Here is a 17,966-nt window from a genome sequence, read left to right as displayed (position 1 = left end):
GCCACTGCGCGGCGTTAAACTCAAATAGACGACATCGCCTCAGGAAACCCTCGGCTCGTGGAAAGGGCCCCATCCGGGGCCGTCGTAGGGGCCGGCCAAAGGGCGGCCCGCTATGCGCTGAGGGTTTCCCGAAGCGTCATTGTCAATTTGAGTTTGTCGCGGCGGAACGCCGCATCTGAATCCGAGGGAATTTCAACAAAAACACCGCCAATGGTTTCTTGCCCCGTAGCGGTGTTTTGTAATTATTCCTAAATCAATTTATTTTGTTTAGCAAGTTCCTTGATGATGGAAAGTGATAATTTGCTGTACTTTGCTACTTTTTCTAAGGCCATCCCATCCTTCAACATTTCAAGAGCTAATTCCAATTTTCCTTCCCTTCTGCCTTCTTTTCTGCCTTCTTTTCTACCTTTCTCCCATCCTTCTTGTTTGCCTTTCATCAGGCCATCTTCGTAGATTCCTTCTCCTAAGTTGCACATGACTTCCAAATCCCCCTCTTCTTCTTGTGTCAAATCAATCCCAAAATCATTATGCAGGGTCGTAATCTTTTCACTGGCGTTCTTTGATGATTTGAACATCAAATCAAGCAGGTTTATCAGCCGGTCTTTGACTTTGCTGTTTCCCAGATAGACAAAGATGATGCCCATGAGGTCATAATTCTGACAAGGTTCCTTATAGCGGTGCAGCAAATGCTGTTCTTTCAGCTGATAGCGGTTGATAGCGCTTTTTCCCTGCGGGGCTTCCATGCAAATCCAGATGGTATAGACCTTCTTTATTTTATTGTAGTCGCTATTGGTAAATTCGGTTCCTTTTTGTGAAGAAATCAATTAGAAACCGGAACCGTACTGACTTCCGGCGTCCCTTCGATGTAGATATTGGCAATATCGTCGAGGCTGGCCGATTCAAATTCGGGAACCGTCCGTTTCAAGATATAAGCCAGCACCATTTTCTGTGACAAAACGCCTTTCGCTGCTTGATCATAGTCCAACGCGCCCACCAGCTGCTCCTTTACATCCTGCATCATCTCTTCATCCATCGGCCACACCTCCTTGAGTTTATTGTATCAGATTTCAATTTCTTTGTACAACCGGGAAATCGCTCATCGAGAAAAGCTCACCATTATGCTCGAATAGGCTGTGGTTGAATATCACAGAGCGGTCTGCCCAGCCACAGCTGTCCGTTTTGGCAGCCGTCCTGCGACTCCTATTAGTCGGCACCTGACGGGCCAAAAAGGCTTGGTACAGCCCCTACGCACAAGGCCGTTAGCCGTGTATTTGGGTTATATTCGGTAAACGGCCTTCCCAATCATCGCCTGTATGCGATATGTAGGGGGCGACCTGTCCAAGGCGGCCCGCCGTGACTTATGTGAACAGCCGGAATTTATGGCAAATGGCACACGGTCATAATATAATCATGAGTTTGACGCAGCTCGGCTGCATCGCAGGGACCGTCCTGTGAAGGCGGCCCGCTACGCGCTGAGGGTTTCCCGAAGCGTCGTTGTTAGTTTGAGTCTGTCGCGGCGCAGCCGCATCTGAGTCCGAGGAAAAGCCGTGGGCTCGTGATTTGTGGCTAGTAGCTTGAAAAGCCTGCTTATACTCAGATAGGCTATGGTCGAATCTCACAAGCGGGACGCCCTCTGGGCGTCCCCTACGCACAAGGCCGCTGGCCGTGATTTTTTTTGCGATCCATAGGACCGCGCAGACTGCGACCGACCGCCTGCGAACTGCGTTCATTTCATGAGTTTATTGCAGTGTAGCCGCATTCGTAGGGGCCGCCCAAAATATTCTAACACGTCAAGTACAGAACGGTTACCTGGACAGATGGTAGCGGCGGGCGGCCCGCTACGCGCTGAGGGCTTCCCGAAGCGTCGTTGTTAGTTTGAGTCTGTCGCGGCGCAGCCGCATCTGAGTCCGAGGGAAAAGCAGTGGCTCGTTGTTCGTGGCTCGTAAAGGCCTGCCATTATACTCGGACAGGCTGTGGTTGAATATCGCAGCGGGCCGCCCTGACCGGGACGGCCCCTACGCACAAGGCCATGGGCCGTGATTTTTTTGCGGTCCACAGGGCCATAGCGGCCTGCCATCTGCGACCGGCGAACTGCGTTCATTTCATGAGTTTGTTGCGGCGCAGCCGCATTCGTAGGGGCCGCCCAAAATATTCTAACACGTCAAGTACAGAACGGTTACCTGGACAGATGGTAGCGGCGGGCGGCCCGCTACGTGCTGAGGGCTTCCCGAAGCGTCGTTGTTAGTTTGAGTCTGTCGCGGCGCAGCCGCATCTGAGTCCAAGGAAAGGCAGTGGCTCGTAATCCGTAAAAAGCAAAAGAAAAAACCTCTCCTATTGGGAGAGGCTTTCTTTTAGGGTTGCGATTTCTTCGGCCAGGCGTTTTTCTTCTTCTTCGTTGCGTTCGATGGTGATGGTGAAGGCCATGCCTTCATCGGCGCCGTCTGGCAGGAGTTCGAGTGGAATCTGGAGCTGGTGTTCATCGTCGTTGAGGATGATGCAGGCTGTCTGTTCGGTAATGCGGTCGATACTTCCGATGAGTTCCTTTTTCATATCAGTGCTCCTTTGCGATGCTGTACGACGAGCCGTCGGTGGTGATGGTGATGGTACCGTTGCGGTCGGTGCGATAGACTTCGACGTTGTATTTCTGCAAGGTCTTCAAGGTCGGTTCATGCGGGAATTTGTACTGATTACCGGCAGCACAGGAGATGGTTGCCGCTTTCGGCGCGATGGCTTTGACGAAGGCGTCGGACGACGAGGTCTTGCTGCCGTGATGGCCGACTTTGAGGACGTCCGATTTGAGGTCGGCCGGTTTGTAAGCCTTGAGGATCTGGTCTTCCGCTTCTTTCTGGGCATCGCCAGTAAACATCATGGAGAACTGACCATAGGTCATCTTGCAGACGATGGAATTATTGTTAGTCAGGCCGCTTTCGGAAACACCTTGGGTATTTTCTTTGGTAAAGGGTTTGGCCGGCGACAGGACTGTGAATTTGACGTCATCACCAAGGGTGAAGGTATCGCCTTTCTTCAAGACTTTATAGGCGATGTTCTTGGCTTTGATGTTCTTCAGATAATTGCGGTACATGGCCGTATTGGCGCTCTGGCCATTGTCGTAAATCTGTTTGATTTTGAAATCTTTGAACAATTCTGCCATGCCGCCCATGTGGTCACCGTGGGGATGGGTGATGACGACGATGTCCAGGTCTTTGACCTTGCGTTCTTTGAGCTGTTTTACCAAATCAGCCCGGCTGTCGACGTCACCCGTGTCGATGAGCATGTTCTTGCCTTTATACTGGATAAGCGTCGCATCGGCCTGGCCGACGTTAAGGACGGACACGCGCAAATCTTTGTCAGAAGCCGTCAAAGACTGAACGGCTTTGGCTCCGCCAGACGAGCTGGACGAAGCGCTGTTGCCACAGCCGGCCAGGATGAGCATGAGGCTCATGACCAGGGCCAGAGCGGCTGTAAAGAAGCTTCTTTTTTTCACGTTATTTTCCTCCAATCAAGGGCTGCTGCAAAATGGGCAGGGCCAAATCTTCTTCTAAGGATGCCAGGACCTGCGGCAGGACATCGGCTGTTTCCATGGGGGTAAAACCATAAGGGCCGTGGTCCTTGCGGCAGGCATCGCCAGCAGCCCCGTGGAGATAGACACCGGCGCAGGCAGCACTGCACAAGTCGCTCATGCCCTGATGAGCTATCATAGCGGCAATCATGCCGGTCAGGACGTCTCCCATGCCGCCGCAGGCCATGCCGGCATTGCCTGTGGAATTGACGTAGACATTGCCCGTCTTGGCTGAAACGATGAGCGTCGGCGCCCCTTTGAGGACGAGGTTGACCTTCCATTCCGAAGCAAACTGCCGGGCTGCCGCGATGGGGTCCGCTTTGATTTCTGCCATAGACAGACCGCTGATACGCGAAAATTCAGCCAAGTGCGGTGTCATGATGATGCGGCTGCCGCGGGAAGCGATGAGGGCCTTTTCGCCGGCCAGCAGGTTGAGGGCATCGGCATCGAGGACGACCGGGCAGGTCACGGCGGCCAGGACTTTCAAGAGAAATTCTTTCGTCTCTGCATCACGGCCCAGGCCGGGACCCATGGCCAGGACGGACCAATTCTTGCTTTCGGCAATGATTTCATCGGCATCAGCGGCAGTAAAATGGTCGCCCGTACCGACGCCGCGGACCATGATTTCCGGCTGGACGCCGATGCAGTACGGCGCCGTCGCGCCCGGTACGCGGAGAAAGACCTTGCCTGCCCCGCTGCGGACGGCTCCATGAGCGGCCATGAGGGCGGCGCCGGCCATCTGGCTGCTGCCGGTGACGATGGCAATGGTACCGTGCGTCCCTTTATGGCTGTCCGGGCTGCGGGGTACGACGATTTCGGCGATATCCGATTCCTGCAACAAGTAAGCCGGATTTTCTTCGAGCTGCATGAGCAGCGGGCCGGGCATACCGATGGGATCGACTTCGACGTGGCCGGCACAGGCCCGGCCGGGATAAAGGACCAGGCCCCGCTTGAGGGCGCCAAAAGTGACGGTCATATCGGCAAAGAGCGGCCCGTCTTCATCATCGTCGCCATTGCTGACAGCGCCTGTATCAGAGTTGACGCCAGTCGGCATGTCGACGGCAATGACCGTGACGGCACCGGCGGCGGCAGCAGCATTGACTTCGGCAACGATGGAAGCAAGGGGCTGACGCAGGCTGCCGTGGAAGCCCGTCCCCAACATGGCGTCGATGACGACGGACGAGGCCAGGAGCCGTTTTTGCAGGAGCTGCCAGTCGGCATCGGATTGCGGCGCCGACAAGAGCAGGCACGTTTCCTCATCAGCCAGCTGCTGCAAGGTGTGCAAGTGCTGACGCGCTTCATCGCTATAATCTTCTTCCTTGCCGAGGACATAGACATAAACCCTGGCACCGGCAGCTAAAATATGGCGGGCAATGACGAAACCGTCGCCGCCGTTGTTGCCTTTTCCGCAAAAGAGGACGACGTCCTTGCCGTCCCAGCCGTCAAGCCAGGCACCGGCCCGTTCGGCCACGGCGTGGCCGGCATTTTCCATGAGGACAACCGGAGCCATGGCATATACGCCATGCATGGCGATCCGGTCCATATTCCGCATCTGAGCAGCAGTAGTAATTTTTTGCATAATATATTTCTCCTTTTTGTAAAGGGGTCTGATGGCCCCGCAGATTGCATACCGCCAGTCGCAGTCCGCCTTGGAATCAGATGCCGCTGCGCGGCGTCAAACTCAAAGTGACGATATCGCCTCGGGATACCCTCGGCTCGTGGAAAAGGCCGTGGTTCGTAACTCGTGATTCGTAAAAACAGGCTATCAGGGCTGAATGGGCTATGGTTGTACCTCACAGCGGGACGCCCTTTGGGCGTCCCCTACGCACCCGGCTGTAGGCTGTGCATTTTTTGTGACCTGTGGCCGTGTCCTTTTCCATCGCCTGTATGCGATACCGTAGGGGACGCCTGAAAGGCGTCCAGCCACGGCTGTCCGTTTTGGCAGCCGTCTTGCGCCTTCTGCTGGTCGGCACCTGACGGGCCAAAAAGGCCGCAGCGAATCCTGTGAACAGCCGGAATTTATGACGATTGGCACGCGGTCGTAATACCATCCTGAGTCTGTCGCGGCGGAACGCCGCATCTGAGTCCGAGGGAACAACGGCCCCTTCTACCCCAACACAGTGAAAGCGATGGCGTAATCGCCGTCGTGGGCGATGGACAGGGACGGAGGCTGTTCGGTCTTCAGTGGAACAGCCTGGGCGTAGTAGCCGTGGAACTGGTAATATGGGGCGCCCAGTGAATCATGACAGACTTCAACGTCCGTCCATTTCCCCTGGCGGAAACCCGTGCCCAAGGCTTTGAACAAGGCTTCTTTAGCGGCAAAGATGCCGGCCAGTGATTCAGCCCGCCACGTGCCATCGGGCCGCTGGCAATAGGATAATTCCTGGGACGTGAAAAAGCGTCCTAGTGAACGGCCGTGACGCGATGCCATATCCGCGATACGGCTGATTTGTACGATATCGGTTCCACAATGCATCGGTTTCCTTCCTTTCGGGGAGAGATGGGGTCTAATTGGCCCCCGTTTTCGTTCATCGTTCGTGGCTCGTAAAAGCTCACTATTAGACCCGAATGGGCTGTGGTTAAATTTCACAGCGGGACGCCTTTTAGGCGTCCCCTACGCACAAGGCCAAGGGCCGTGTATTTTTTTTTGCGGTCCACAGGACCGCGGCGACCTGCCATCTGCGACCTGCGTTTATTTCATGAGTCTGTCGCGGCAGAACGCCGCATCTGAGTCCGAACGAACAGCGGCATTATCTGACAGGAAATCAACCTCTCAGTCAGCTTTGCTGACAGCTCCCCTATCAGGGGAGCCATTGCGGACGGCCATCTGCGGCCTACGATTTCCCTCTTTTACCGCAAAAAGGAGGCTGCCGCATTGGCGGCAACCCCCTCTGTATTTCACTACCACTTCTGCATTCGGATACAAACGCCCAGTCCTTCCAGGATGACCCGGAAGGTCATAAAGGACACGGTCATATCGTCATGAAGGCCGCGGGCTACTTTATAGGAAATGGTGACGGTCTGGTTCTGGTAATCGTAACGGAAGCCGTGCAGGTTCGTTTCAAAGGTGTACTTCGGAGCCGGGATGGCAAACTGCGGCGGCTTTTCGACTTCCAGGCCGTGGGTCAGGCGTTCGAGGATGACCCGTTTGGGCAGTTCAGACTGCAGCATCTCTTCTGTAAAGCTATCCAATACAGACATGTATCCCCCTTAGTCTTCGTCGAAGAAGTGCGCGTGGATAGCTTTGACGGCTTTATCGATGACGTCTTCAGAAATGAGGCAGGTAATGCTGATTTCCGAAGTGGAAATGATTTCGATATTGATGCCGTTGTCACCGAGGACGCCGAACATGCCGGCAGCGATGCCCGGATGGCCGGCCATGCCAGCACCGACGACGGAAACTTTTGCCATTTTGTCATCGATGAGGACGTCTTCGACAGGCATTTCCTTACGCAGGTTAGCCAGGACAGCCTTAGCCTGTTCGAGGTCCGTGCGGGCGATGGTAAAGGTGATATCCGTAACGCCTTCGTTGGCAATGCGGACACTTTGGACGATCATGTCGACATCGACGTGTTTTTCTGCCAATTCAGCGAAAACGCGATAAGCAAAGCCCGGTTTATTGGGAATCCCTAAAACGGTGATTTTTGCAACATTTTTATCCGAAGCGACGCCGCGGATGAGATACTGTTTGACTTCCATAGAGCAATCCTCCTGTATCATAGTTCCTTCATCTTCAGAAAAAGTCGAGCGTACGTGAATGGGGACGCCAAAGCGGCTGCCCATTTCTACGGCACGGGGCTGCATGACACCGGCGCCGAGTTTCGCCATTTCCAGCATTTCGCCGTACGTAATCTGGTCGATTTTCTTCGCATTGGGAACGACACGGGGATCGGACGTATATACGCCGTCAACGTCGGTATAGATTTCACAAACATCAGCATGGATGGCACCGGCAATGGCAACTGCCGTCGTATCGGAGCCACCGCGGCCGAGCGTCGTAATATCACCATGACCGGTGATACCCTGGAAGCCTGCGACGATGACGATATTGCCCTGGTCCAAAGCCTTCATGATGCGGCCCGGTTTCAATGCCAGGATGCGGCCTTTGTTAAAGGCGTCGCTGGTCTTGATACCGGCCTGTGCTCCCGTAAAGGAAATAGCCTTCTGGCCAGCTTCCTGGAAAGCCATAGCCATGAGGGCGATGGAGACCTGTTCGCCCGTCGTCAGGAGCATGTCCATTTCACGGCCGTAAGTCTTCGAAGTGATCTGCTTGGCTAATGCTACTAATTCGTCTGTTGTATCCCCCATTGCTGAAACAACGATGACGATTTTGTCTTCCGGCTGTTTGCCTTTCAAGACTCGTTGTACAATAGCCCGCATTTTGTCCGGCGTCGCAACGGAGCTGCCACCGAACTTCTTAACGATTAATGCCAACTTAAATCCCTCGCTTTTGTTTGTTTAAGTATTCATTATCATGGTAATTCATTCTTATGGTTTATTACCATCTGAAACCACTTATTGAAATAATATCATGGACAAGGGGAAATGTAAAGGCGCTGTCGCATAAAGACAGCGCCTTTTGAGTGCTAAGTTTGTAGTTTGTAGTGAAGTTTTTTAAATTTAAAGTCATCTTCTACTACAAACTCCGTACTATAAACTATAAAGAGAAAGGGGTCTCGCATGATGGCAGGAACCTTCGCACGACAACCCCTTTACATTCACAAGGTGATGAGTAATCAGTAAGCCGAGTTTTGTTCTGCTTGCGCAGCAGCAATCATCTATCTAGACATACCGTTGCCGGCATGTTCAAGCGACACAACCCGGAAGATCAGCGGGCCGCTTCATCCCTCCCCTATTCGGTCTTGCTCCAGATGGGGTTTACCTAGCCGATGCATTACTGCACCGCTGGTGCGCTCTTACCGCACCGTTCCACCCTTACCACTTGCGTGGCGGTACACATTTCTGTGGCACTATCCCTAAAGTCACCTTCGCCGGCCGTTAGCCGGCATCTTGCCCTACGGAGCTCGGACTTTCCTCTAATGCAAAAGCACTAGCGATTGCTTTTCATACTCATCATTCGTATAGGATAGCATATTTAGGGATGAGAGTCAAGGGCCTGACGGCCCGCAGACCGCTCGCCTCGAACTCAGCTGCCGCTACGCGGCGACAAGCTCAAATTGACGACATCGCCGCGGGAACCCCTCGGCTCGTGAAAAATAGTGGCTCGTGGTTCGTGGCTCGTAAAAACCTACCATCATACAAGAATAGGTGTGGCCAAATCTCATAACGGGCTGCCCAGCCACAGCTGTCCGTTTTGGCAGCCGTCCTGCGCCTTCCGCTGGTCGGCACCTGATGGGCCAAAAAGGCCGCGTGAATCTTGAGCACAGCCGGAATTTATGACAGGTAACACACGGTCGTAATACAATCATGAGTCTGTCGCGGCGGAACGCCGCATCTGAGTCCGAGCGGACGGCGATACTATTTGACAGGAAATCAACCTCTCAGTCAGCTTTGCTGACAGCTCCCCTATCAGGGGAGCCATTGCGGACGGCCATCTGCGCTATATTCGCTTTATAGCTAACGCCCCAATGTCTGGCGGATTTTTTCTACGGCGCCTTTGATATCCTTCTGGCCTACGATAGCGGAAATCATGGCGAAGGAGCGGAAGCCTTCGTCGTAGAGGCTGCGGATGTTTTCCAGGCTGACGCCGCCGATGGTGACGACGGGCAGTTCATAGTTCAGTGCATAGGCTTTGGCTTCCGGCGTGACGACTTCGTCGGCGTCTTTTTTGGACTGCGTCGGGAACATAGGGCCGAAGCCGACGTAATCGGCGCCGTCAGCCAGGGCCTGTTTCATTTCGTCGATGGTATTGGTCGATACGCCGATGAAGACGTCCGGGCCGGCGAGTTGGCGGACAATCTGAGCCGGGGCATCGTCCTGTCCGACATGGATGCCATCGGCACCGCAGGCAATGGCCAGGTCCGTCGAATCGTTCATGATGAAAGTCACGTTGTGGTCGTGGCAGAGCTGGGCAATGGCCTTGGCTTCTTCGTACTTGGCGCGCCATTTCTTATGTTTTTCCCGGTACTGGATAATGGTGACGCCGGCAGCAATCAGTTCTTTGGCGACGTCCATATTGCTCCGGCCCAGGCAAAGCTCTTCATTGCCCATGATGGCATATACCGGATCTTCTAATAAATGTTTTACATGTTCTTCTTTAGTCATGATAGATTTTCCTTTCTATGGGAGATGTGGGGCCTGATGGCCGTGAAAAAGGCTGTGGCTCGTGGTTCGTGGCTCGTAAAATCCCGCCATTGGATAAGAATGGGCTGTGTTTAAACTTCACAGCGGCACTATCTGCCAGGAAATCAACCTCTCAGTCAGCTTCGCTGACAGCTCCCCTATCAGGGGAGCCATTGCGGACGGCGCGCCGCAAGGCACCTTACATATACTGCAGCATGTCTTTACTGGTCGGGTCGGTTTCGCAGGTGATGTTCCACTGGTTTTTAGCTGCGGCTTCTTCCAGGCGCTGGCAGAGGTCGGCTACGACGGGAAATTCGGTGCCGAAGTGGCCGCCGTCGGCGACGACGATGCCTTGGCGGATGGCTTCCTGGGCGTCATGGTATTTGACGTCGCCTGTAAGGTAGAGCTGGGCGCCGGCCTCTTTGGCCAGTTTAATGAAGCCGGCTCCACCGCCTCCGAGGAGAGCGACGCGGTGAACGGTGACGTCAGGGTCGCCGGCATAGGATAAGGCATCGCGATGGAGGAGGGTCTTGATTTTCTTCAAGACGTCCCTTGCCGGTTCCGGCGTCGGCCAGGTCCCGACGCGGCCCATCATGAAGGGATGGCCGGCATTTTTCAAGGGATAGATGTCGTATGCCGGTTCTTCATAGGGATGAGCTGCCACCATGGCCTGTACGGTCTGATGGAGTTTGCTTTCGGGAACGATAGTTTCAATCCGTTCTTCTGCCGCCCTTTCGACTTTGCCGATTTCACCGATAAAGGGATGCGTCCCTTCATGGGCTTTGAAACGACCTTCGCCTTTGGCCGTGAAAGAGCAGTCACTGTAGTTGCCGATATAACCGGCACCGGCGTCAGCCAAGGCCTGGCGGATAGCATCGCCGTGGCTTTCGGGGACGTAGACGGCGATCTTATAGAGCTTATCTTCGGCAACGGGAACGAGGCCTTGCAAATCAGTCAAGCCCAGGAGACGGGCCAGGACGTCGTTGACGCCGCCGTCAGCGCTGTCCAGGTTGGTATGGGCGCTATAGACGGAAATATGATGGGCCAGGAGCTTCTGATACAGGCGGCCGCTGTACGTATCGGTACGCAGGGACTTCAAGCCGTCAAAGATGACGGGATGATGGCTGACAATCATCTGGATGCCGTGTTCGATGGCATAGTCGACAGTCCCCATCATGACGTCCAGCGTGACCATGAGCTTATCGACCTTTTCATCGGGGCTGCCGATGAGCAGGCCCGGGTTATCCCACGATTCTTTGAGCGATAAGGGCGCCCATCCTTTCAAGACGTTAACGATTTCACCTACGGTAGTTGACATTTCAATTCCCTCCAGAAGCGTAATTCGCTTTCTATTTTTTCAATTCGTTCGTGCACATCTTTGCGGCTCTTTCTCAGGCCTTCCAGGATATGCCCTTTTGTCTCCATGAGAATATCGATCTTACGGCCCAGCAAGGGGTCGCGGCGCTGCCAGTTCACGGGGCCGATATCGTAGAGCCAGTCTGGCAAGGCGTCGGCCTGACCCGGTACAGCCCGCATCATTTCATAGAAGCGGCCGTCGTCGATAACCAGCCGTTCGTCTTCGATGTGCCAGCCGTGCTGGTAAAGATAGCGGCGCAAAATGCCGGCCTCGCTTTGGGGCTGGAGGACGGCAAAGTGCAGAGATTGCCAGACCTCATACGAGTTTTGCAGGATTTTGACCATCAGCGGGCCGCCCATGCCACAGATGACGGCGCCATCGACTTCCCCTGCCTGGATGCAGGTCAGGCCATCGCCAAGGCGGCAGTCGATACGGTCGGTCAAACCGGCACCGCGGACATGAGCTACAGCCGCGGCCAGCGGGCCGGGAACGATATCGGCAGCAATGGCCGATGGGCAGTGTCCGCTTTGACAAACGGAGACGGGGATATACGCGTGGTCGGTCCCGATATCGGCAATGACGGCTCCCTGCGGAATGAGAGACACAGCCGCAGCCAGGCGGTCCGTTAATTTCATGACATACACTTCCTTTATGACAGAATCTAATTGCACCCCCTATTATAACAGACGGGACGAGAATTAAAAGGGGCTGTCGCATGTGCGACAGCCCCTTTTTGTATGCAAGGAATTAGGCGGGCCGCCCTTTGGGACGGCCCCTACGAAGCACGAGCCACGAGCCACGAGCCACTAACTACTAGCCACTATCCCCACTCACTTCGCCAGGGCGATGATGGTGGCTACGGCGGCTACGCCGATGGCGATGTTGGCCTTACGGTTGGCTTTATCGACTTTTTTCTGGGATTCTGATTTGTGGTCCTTTTCCCATTGTTTCCGGTCTTTTTCCCAACGTTTCCGGTTCTTTTCCCAATCGCCGTCGTGATGGCGGTAGTCGCGGTCATCGCGCTGTTCCCAGCGGTGGGAATGGCTATGCGGTTCGGCAGCCTGTGCCGTCAGGGCGGCGCCACTGAAGGTCATGAAGGTGACGACCAGAACCAGCATCATGCGTACTATATAGTTGAATTTCTTCATCGTTATCACTCTCCCTTTCAAGGTTGACTATAGTATACGCACGGGCTGTTACAATTCAGTCACAAGGCCTTTCCAGGAGCCTTACAAATCCGATACTTTTTGGTAAATGACCCAGACGCCCTTCTGAGCGCGCCACTGCCATGTCCCTGAGACGTCCTGCAGGAAACGGGCTTCATCGCGGTCGCGGACGACGGCTAGGACTTTGCCCTGGTCCGGCAGGTCTTCGATGGCCATGAAGGGCATGACGTTCTTGGCGTTCCAGCTGATGCCGCCGGGCAGCATCCTGGCGATGTTGTCCCGTTCCGCCAGGCGGTACGCCGTATGGCCGGAATAGTATGTCAAGGATACGGGATAGCGGCCACCATAGGTGACGACCGTCGTTTCGTCATCGGCCAGGCTGCTGACGACCTGGGCGGCGCCATACGCCGAGGCCTGTCGGCACTGGGGAACGATGACGGTAAAGGTCACAGCCACATAGATGGCGATGACGATGCCGGCCAGGTTGAGGACCAAGCGGTCATATTTCTTCAAGTACGAAGCGAAACCAATGGCCAAGGGAATCATATAGGGAAAGGTATAAGTCATGTATTTCGTCGCCATGAGCTGATAGGTCACAAAGATCGTAGCTGCCCAGACGATGAGGAACTGCGTCTTCATAGATAAAACAGGCAGGTGCAGCCGCTTTGCCCGCCAGGCCGCTGCGACTTTCCGGGACAGGCCATAGTCACGCCAAGCCAAGGGCAGTGTGAACACCCAGGGTACGAAGCCAGCCAGGAAGATGGCGCTGTAATAATACCAAACGTTGAACTGAGGATGTTCGGAAACGGTGGCCCGCAAGACATTATGGACGCCGATGAACTGGCTGACAAAGTCACTGCCATGCATGGCGTACATCGGGCCATACCAGATAAGGGTAATAACCAAGAACAGGAGCAAGCCGGAAAAGAGCTTGATATGCAACAGTGCCTTGAGGTCCCGGCGCCATACGAGGAAAATCAGGATGATAAGTCCCGGCTGAAAGAAACCAATCGGTCCTTTGGTCAGGACGGCCAGACCGGCAAAGGCATAGGCCAGATAGTACCAACGCGGCCTTCCTTCGCTGTAGGCGACGTAAAAGGCCATGAGGCAGGCCGAATAAAAGACGAAGAACGTCATATCCGTAATGATAGCCTTGGAGAGGTAAAAATATTCTACTGTCGTCAGCAAGATGAGTCCCGTCAGGAATCCCGTCTTCTTATCATACAGACGAGCTGTAAAGCCATAGGCCAGGATGATACCGGCCATACCGAACAGGGCCGGAAAAAAGCGGGCTGAGAAATCGCTGATGCCGAAGAGCTTGAAAGCAGCAATGATTTCCCAATAGAAGAAAATCGGTTTATCGTACCAGTAATTGCCAAAGATGCGCGGCGAGAAGTAGTCGCCAGAAAGGAGCATTTCCTTGGCCGTCAGGGCATAATTCGATTCCACAGGGTCCGTGACGACCAGCAGGTGATTTGCCGCAAAGCAGAGAACCCCTGCCAGGACCAGGAGGATGACGGCTGGTGAAGCCAGGATTTTCTGCCACAGGCGCTGCCAGACCGACAGGGCCATGTCTTCCTTTTTCGCATGAAATTCATACATAACAAAAACTCCCCTTTCTATTCATGACCGTTTTGTTGGTATCAGTATAGGAAGGGAAGTTAAATAAAAGATAAACAGAGCGACAATAAAGCGAGAAAGGACTAAAAAAAATCCGTCAACTCAGCTTCGGAAACGGTAGCCTGCGCCCCAGACCGTTTCAATATAGCGGGGGTTTGCCGTATCTTCTTCGATTTTTTCACGGATGCGGTTGACATGGACCGACACGGTAGCCGTTTCCCCCAGGGCCTCGCTGCCCCAGACGCGATCGAAGAGGGTTTCCTTGCTGAAGACGATGTCCGGATTCTTGGCGAAGAACAAGAGGAGTTCAAATTCCTTATTAGGCAAGGCCACTTCCTTCCCCTTGACAAAGACGCGGTGGCCGCTCTCATCAATTTCCAAATCGCCGTAACGCAGGACATGGCGATGGACTTCGCGGGACGTGAGCTGTTCATACCGAGCCAGATGGCCTTTCACGCGGGCGACGAGTTCATTGGGACTGAAAGGCTTGACGATATAGTCATCGGCACCGAGGCCGAGGCCGCGTATCTTGTCGATATCTTCCTGGCGGGCCGAGACCATGAGGATGGGAATGTCTTTCTTTTCTCGTATAGTCCGGCAAAGCTGGAAGCCATCCCGGCCAGGCAGCATGATATCCAGCAAGATGAGGTCGAAAGCCTCTCCCAAGGCTTTCGCTTCGCCTGTTTTACCATCAGCGGCGATATCGGTACTGAAGCCATTGGCTTCTAAGTAGTCCCGTTCCAATTCGGCAATGCCCTGGTCATCTTCAATAATCAAGATACGTTTCATCTATATGATTCCCCTTTCGGTAAAGAAATGCAAATAGTCAAGCCTTTAGGCACCGTCGCCTGGGCCCAGATTTTCCCTTTCATGGCCTGAATGATCTGCTGGACCACGGCCAATCCCAAGCCACTTCCTTTGGCAACATTGGTCCGAGCCTTGTCAGTGCGGTAGAAACTTTCAAAGAGTTTCGGCAATTCCTTCTCTGCGACGCCGCAGCCGTCATCGGCAAAAGAAAGCAGGTACTCCCCTTCCCCGCTCTCAGTCAAGGTAATCGCCATATGGCCGACGGCCTGGTCTTTGTACTTCAAGCTGTTGCCCAGGATGTTTTCCATGACCCGCTGGAATTGTTGGCGGTCTATGGAAATAACGGCCTTTGTCAGGGAGGACTGGAAAGTCACATCCAGCCCTTGCTGATGGAAATGATCCGCTTGTTCGCTGATATAGTCCGTTAAATACGCAGCGATGTCAACATTTTCCCAATGGAAAGGGACCTGCCCCAGGTCAAGTTTGGAAAAGAGGAAGAGTGTACGGACCAGGCTGGCCATGTGGTGCGACGTATCGACAATCATGTCCAGGTAATGGCGTTCTTTTTCTGGCGTATTGGCGATACCGTCGAGGATGCCGCTGGCATAGCCTTCGATTTTTGTCAAAGGCGTCGACAAATCATGGGAAATACCGGCCAGGAGTTCTTTGCGGTTCTGGTCGTATTTCTTCCGCGTATCCCGCGCTGCCCGCAGCTGGAGGCGCATCTTTTCAAAAGCCTGGCACGTATCGCCGATTTCGTCGTGCGATAAGATTGGGACGGGATGATCCAAATCGCCCTGGCTGATGGCATCGGCCATATTGCGCAGCCTTTCGACAGGATCGACAATCTGACCTGCCATCCATCGCGACAGCTTCAGACCGACGAGGATGGTCAGCAAGATAGTCAGGATAGTCAGGACATAAAAGGCGATTTTCAAAATATCCTTCGACGACAAGTCGATGTACTCGTTTTCAGGATAACTCGGTACGGCGCCGGCAACGGCCAAATGGATGTCCGTATGAGGAGAAATATAGTAAAAGCGCAGGCCTTCGCCAGTCCAGTTGAAGTCCGCATGACCCTGGCGATGGCCGGCCATGACTTGTTGGCGCAGGTACACCTTGTCGATGCCAGCCGTATCGTAAAGGTCTTCCTTATCGCGCCAAATAGACACATTGAGGCCTTGGTCTTCCAAATGGTCCGCAGCCTGGAGGAGACGGCCCATGTCGCCATGATACTGGTCGGCCCGGACGCGGAGGCGGCTCAGCTCGAATTGGATAGACATGTTCTGCCCGCTCTCTGGCCAGATGAAGGAAATGATATTGGCTCGATTGATATTGCCGAATTGCAGGGCCAAAAAGATGGCCATACTGACGACAGCCGTAAACAGGACAGGAATGAAAATCATGATGAAGTTGGAAAAAAGGAGGCGCTTGCGCAGCGGCCAGTCCCGGAGTTTCATAACACTCACCTAATCTTTCCTAATCTTTCTAAGTTTGTTATATTTTACACTATATTATTAAACAAAAATACAACAAAAGGCAAATTTCTGGCGAATCTTTTTGCCCTCTTTAAAAAAGTCTGTTATAATAAGACACAAATCTAGTATAGTTTTAAGAACTAGAATTAATTAAGGGGTGTTTATGAAATGACTCAGATCACGAAGGAAACAAAAGAAGAAATACGCAGCCGTTTCCCGCAGTTCGCCGAAGCGACGCGGGCTTTTTATGCCAAGGAATTGCCGCCGGCCAAATATAAGGGCACGTCGGGCAAGTTCGGCAGCTATGGCGAACGGGGGGCCCATAGCAACATGCTGCGCCTGCGTTTTTCTGGCGGTGCCATCGAACCGGCACACATCGCCTTTTTGAAGGATGTCCTCGACCGCTATGACATCGACCTCATCCACTTCACGACGGGTGAAGCCCTGCAGCTCCACCACCTGAACGAAAAAGAAGTCCTCGACCTCTATCAGGAATGTTTCGACCACGGCATTTACTGCGTCGGCGCCGGCAGCGACAATCCGCGTAACATCACGGCCAGTCCGCTCCACGGCGTCGCTCCGGGCGAATACTTCGACATGACGCCGTACATCAAGGCAGCAGCTAATTTCGTCATCAACTGTATTCCCAAGTTCAACTTGCCGCGAAAATATAAGATCAGTTTCTCCAGCGGTCTCGACAACGAAGGCCACGCTACCTTCAAGGACCTGGGCTTCGTGGCCCGTCCGGACCACACCTTCGACGTCTATGCCGGCGGCGGTTTCGGCCTCAACGGCTCGCGCTTCGGCATCCTCATCGACGAAGGCGTCGATCCATTGGATATTTCCTACTACATCCTGGGCTATGGCCGGGACGTCTACATGAAATACGGCGACTATGAACACCGCGGCCAGAACCGTTCCCGCTTCATCCTCAATAAGCTCGGCGACGATGCGTTCCGTCAGGCCGTCCGCGATGCCGTAGCGAAAGCCAAGGCTGAAGACGATTACCGCCTGACCATTGAAGAAGAAACGCCCCTGGCCAAGAGCGGTGCCGACGACAGCATCCTCGAAAATGGCCGCATTGGCAAACAGAAACAGGAAGGCCTTTATTACGTCGAATACAAGCCTTTGGGCGGCACGCCGGAAGTAGCTGTCTTCCATGAACTGCTGAAGGCGCTCCAGACCATGGAAGGCGCTGAAATCCGCCTCAACGCCGACGAAACGGCTTATATCATCAACCTCACAGCCGACGAAGCCCGCAAAGTCGCAGCCCTTACGGCCGACGACACGGCGACGACAACCTTTGAACATTCCGTCAGCTGCATCGGCGCGACGGTCTGCCAACAGGGCCTGCGCGATTCTCACGGCACCTTCGTCAAACTGGCCAAGATGTTCAAAGACCGCGGCATCGACAGCCACTTCCTGCCGAAATGCCATTTCTCGGGCTGTCCGTCGAACTGCACAGTCCAGCAGCTGGCTCCCCTGGGCCTGCGCGGTGCCAGCAAGAAAGTCGGCGACAAAATGGAACCGGCCTTCAACATCTACGCCGGCGGCAACTACGCCATCGGCAAAGGCGTCATGGGCGAACAGATTGGCGTCATCACCATCGAACACCTGCCGGACTTCTTCCTGGCCCTCAACCAGGCACTCCTCGATGCCAACCAGTCCTACGACGAATGGTATCCGCAGCATAAAGAAAAACTCATAGAATTAGTCAATCAGTTTGAATAGAAAAA

General features: G+C 54.1%; 16 protein-coding genes and 1 other RNA gene. 1 reads left to right on the top strand and 16 read right to left on the bottom strand.

Going from position 1 to position 17,966, the window contains the following annotated elements:
• Positions 1 to 248 precede the first annotated feature (248 nt).
• From NOS26_RS08620 to NOS26_RS08545, 16 genes are all read right to left on the bottom strand, one after another.
• On the bottom strand, positions 249 to 743 hold the full coding sequence (locus NOS26_RS08620; protein WP_074787163.1) for a hypothetical protein: 495 nt from the start codon (positions 741 to 743) through the stop codon (positions 249 to 251).
• Positions 744 to 820: 77 nt separating this feature from the next.
• On the bottom strand, positions 821 to 1,033 hold the full coding sequence (locus tag NOS26_RS08615) for a hypothetical protein (protein WP_014017025.1): 213 nt from the start codon (positions 1,031 to 1,033) through the stop codon (positions 821 to 823).
• A gap of 1,298 nt (positions 1,034 to 2,331) precedes the next feature.
• Positions 2,332 to 2,550 (bottom strand): DUF3006 domain-containing protein, encoded by a 219-nt coding sequence (locus tag NOS26_RS08610; RefSeq protein ID WP_014017026.1) that lies wholly within the window; start codon positions 2,548 to 2,550, stop codon positions 2,332 to 2,334.
• A gap of 1 nt (position 2,551) precedes the next feature.
• Entirely contained in the window at positions 2,552 to 3,484 is a 933-nt protein-coding gene (locus NOS26_RS08605) for a ComEC/Rec2 family competence protein (protein WP_014017027.1), read from the bottom strand.
• A gap of 1 nt (position 3,485) precedes the next feature.
• Entirely contained in the window at positions 3,486 to 5,138 is a 1,653-nt protein-coding gene (locus tag NOS26_RS08600) for a bifunctional ADP-dependent NAD(P)H-hydrate dehydratase/NAD(P)H-hydrate epimerase (RefSeq protein WP_014017028.1), read from the bottom strand.
• Between the two features lie 528 nt (positions 5,139 to 5,666).
• Positions 5,667 to 6,035, bottom strand: coding sequence for a holo-ACP synthase (gene acpS / locus NOS26_RS08595; protein ID WP_255917572.1), 369 nt, complete (start codon positions 6,033 to 6,035; stop codon positions 5,667 to 5,669).
• A 425-nt stretch (positions 6,036 to 6,460) separates the two neighbouring features.
• Positions 6,461 to 6,760 (bottom strand): hypothetical protein, encoded by a 300-nt coding sequence (locus NOS26_RS08590; protein ID WP_014017030.1) that lies wholly within the window; start codon positions 6,758 to 6,760, stop codon positions 6,461 to 6,463.
• Between the two features lie 9 nt (positions 6,761 to 6,769).
• Positions 6,770 to 7,993 (bottom strand): aspartate kinase, encoded by a 1,224-nt coding sequence (locus NOS26_RS08585; RefSeq protein WP_014017031.1) that lies wholly within the window; start codon positions 7,991 to 7,993, stop codon positions 6,770 to 6,772.
• 291 nt (positions 7,994 to 8,284) lie between these two features.
• Positions 8,285 to 8,632, bottom strand: an RNA gene (gene rnpB, locus NOS26_RS08580) — RNase P RNA component class A.
• Positions 8,633 to 9,136: 504 nt separating this feature from the next.
• Entirely contained in the window at positions 9,137 to 9,784 is a 648-nt protein-coding gene (gene thiE, locus NOS26_RS08575; protein ID WP_072981668.1) for a thiamine phosphate synthase, read from the bottom strand.
• Positions 9,785 to 10,001: 217 nt separating this feature from the next.
• Positions 10,002 to 11,120 carry a Nif3-like dinuclear metal center hexameric protein gene (locus tag NOS26_RS08570; protein WP_036203888.1) on the bottom strand — a complete coding sequence of 373 codons (1,119 nt, stop codon included), beginning with the start codon at positions 11,118 to 11,120 and terminating at the stop codon, positions 10,002 to 10,004.
• Positions 11,105 to 11,794 (bottom strand): class I SAM-dependent methyltransferase, encoded by a 690-nt coding sequence (locus tag NOS26_RS08565; RefSeq protein WP_014017034.1) that lies wholly within the window; start codon positions 11,792 to 11,794, stop codon positions 11,105 to 11,107. The genes NOS26_RS08570 and NOS26_RS08565 overlap by 16 nt, the downstream gene beginning before the upstream one ends.
• 195 nt (positions 11,795 to 11,989) lie before the next feature.
• Complete coding sequence (locus tag NOS26_RS08560; RefSeq protein ID WP_072981675.1) at positions 11,990 to 12,307, bottom strand: hypothetical protein; 318 nt, start codon at positions 12,305 to 12,307, stop codon at positions 11,990 to 11,992.
• A gap of 81 nt (positions 12,308 to 12,388) precedes the next feature.
• Positions 12,389 to 13,927 carry a glycosyltransferase family 39 protein gene (locus tag NOS26_RS08555; protein ID WP_255917571.1) on the bottom strand — a complete coding sequence of 513 codons (1,539 nt, stop codon included), beginning with the start codon at positions 13,925 to 13,927 and terminating at the stop codon, positions 12,389 to 12,391.
• 120 nt (positions 13,928 to 14,047) lie between these two features.
• Positions 14,048 to 14,734, bottom strand: a complete 687-nt coding sequence (locus NOS26_RS08550) for a response regulator transcription factor (RefSeq protein ID WP_255917570.1) — start codon at positions 14,732 to 14,734, stop codon at positions 14,048 to 14,050.
• Positions 14,731 to 16,212, bottom strand: coding sequence for a HAMP domain-containing sensor histidine kinase (locus NOS26_RS08545; protein WP_255917580.1), 1,482 nt, complete (start codon positions 16,210 to 16,212; stop codon positions 14,731 to 14,733). The genes NOS26_RS08550 and NOS26_RS08545 overlap by 4 nt, the downstream gene beginning before the upstream one ends.
• Before the next feature lie 186 nt (positions 16,213 to 16,398).
• Between NOS26_RS08545 and NOS26_RS08540 the strand changes: the two genes are divergently transcribed.
• On the top strand, positions 16,399 to 17,961 hold the full coding sequence (locus tag NOS26_RS08540) for a nitrite/sulfite reductase (RefSeq protein WP_255917569.1): 1,563 nt from the start codon (positions 16,399 to 16,401) through the stop codon (positions 17,959 to 17,961).
• Positions 17,962 to 17,966: the final 5 nt, after the last annotated feature.

It is taken from the genome of Megasphaera sp. SC8-1 (assembly GCF_024436295.1).
Lineage (GTDB): Bacteria > Bacillota > Negativicutes > Veillonellales > Megasphaeraceae > Megasphaera > Megasphaera elsdenii.
The sequence above is the reverse complement of the archived record's forward strand: the minus strand, read 5'-3'. Positions and strand labels throughout refer to the sequence as shown.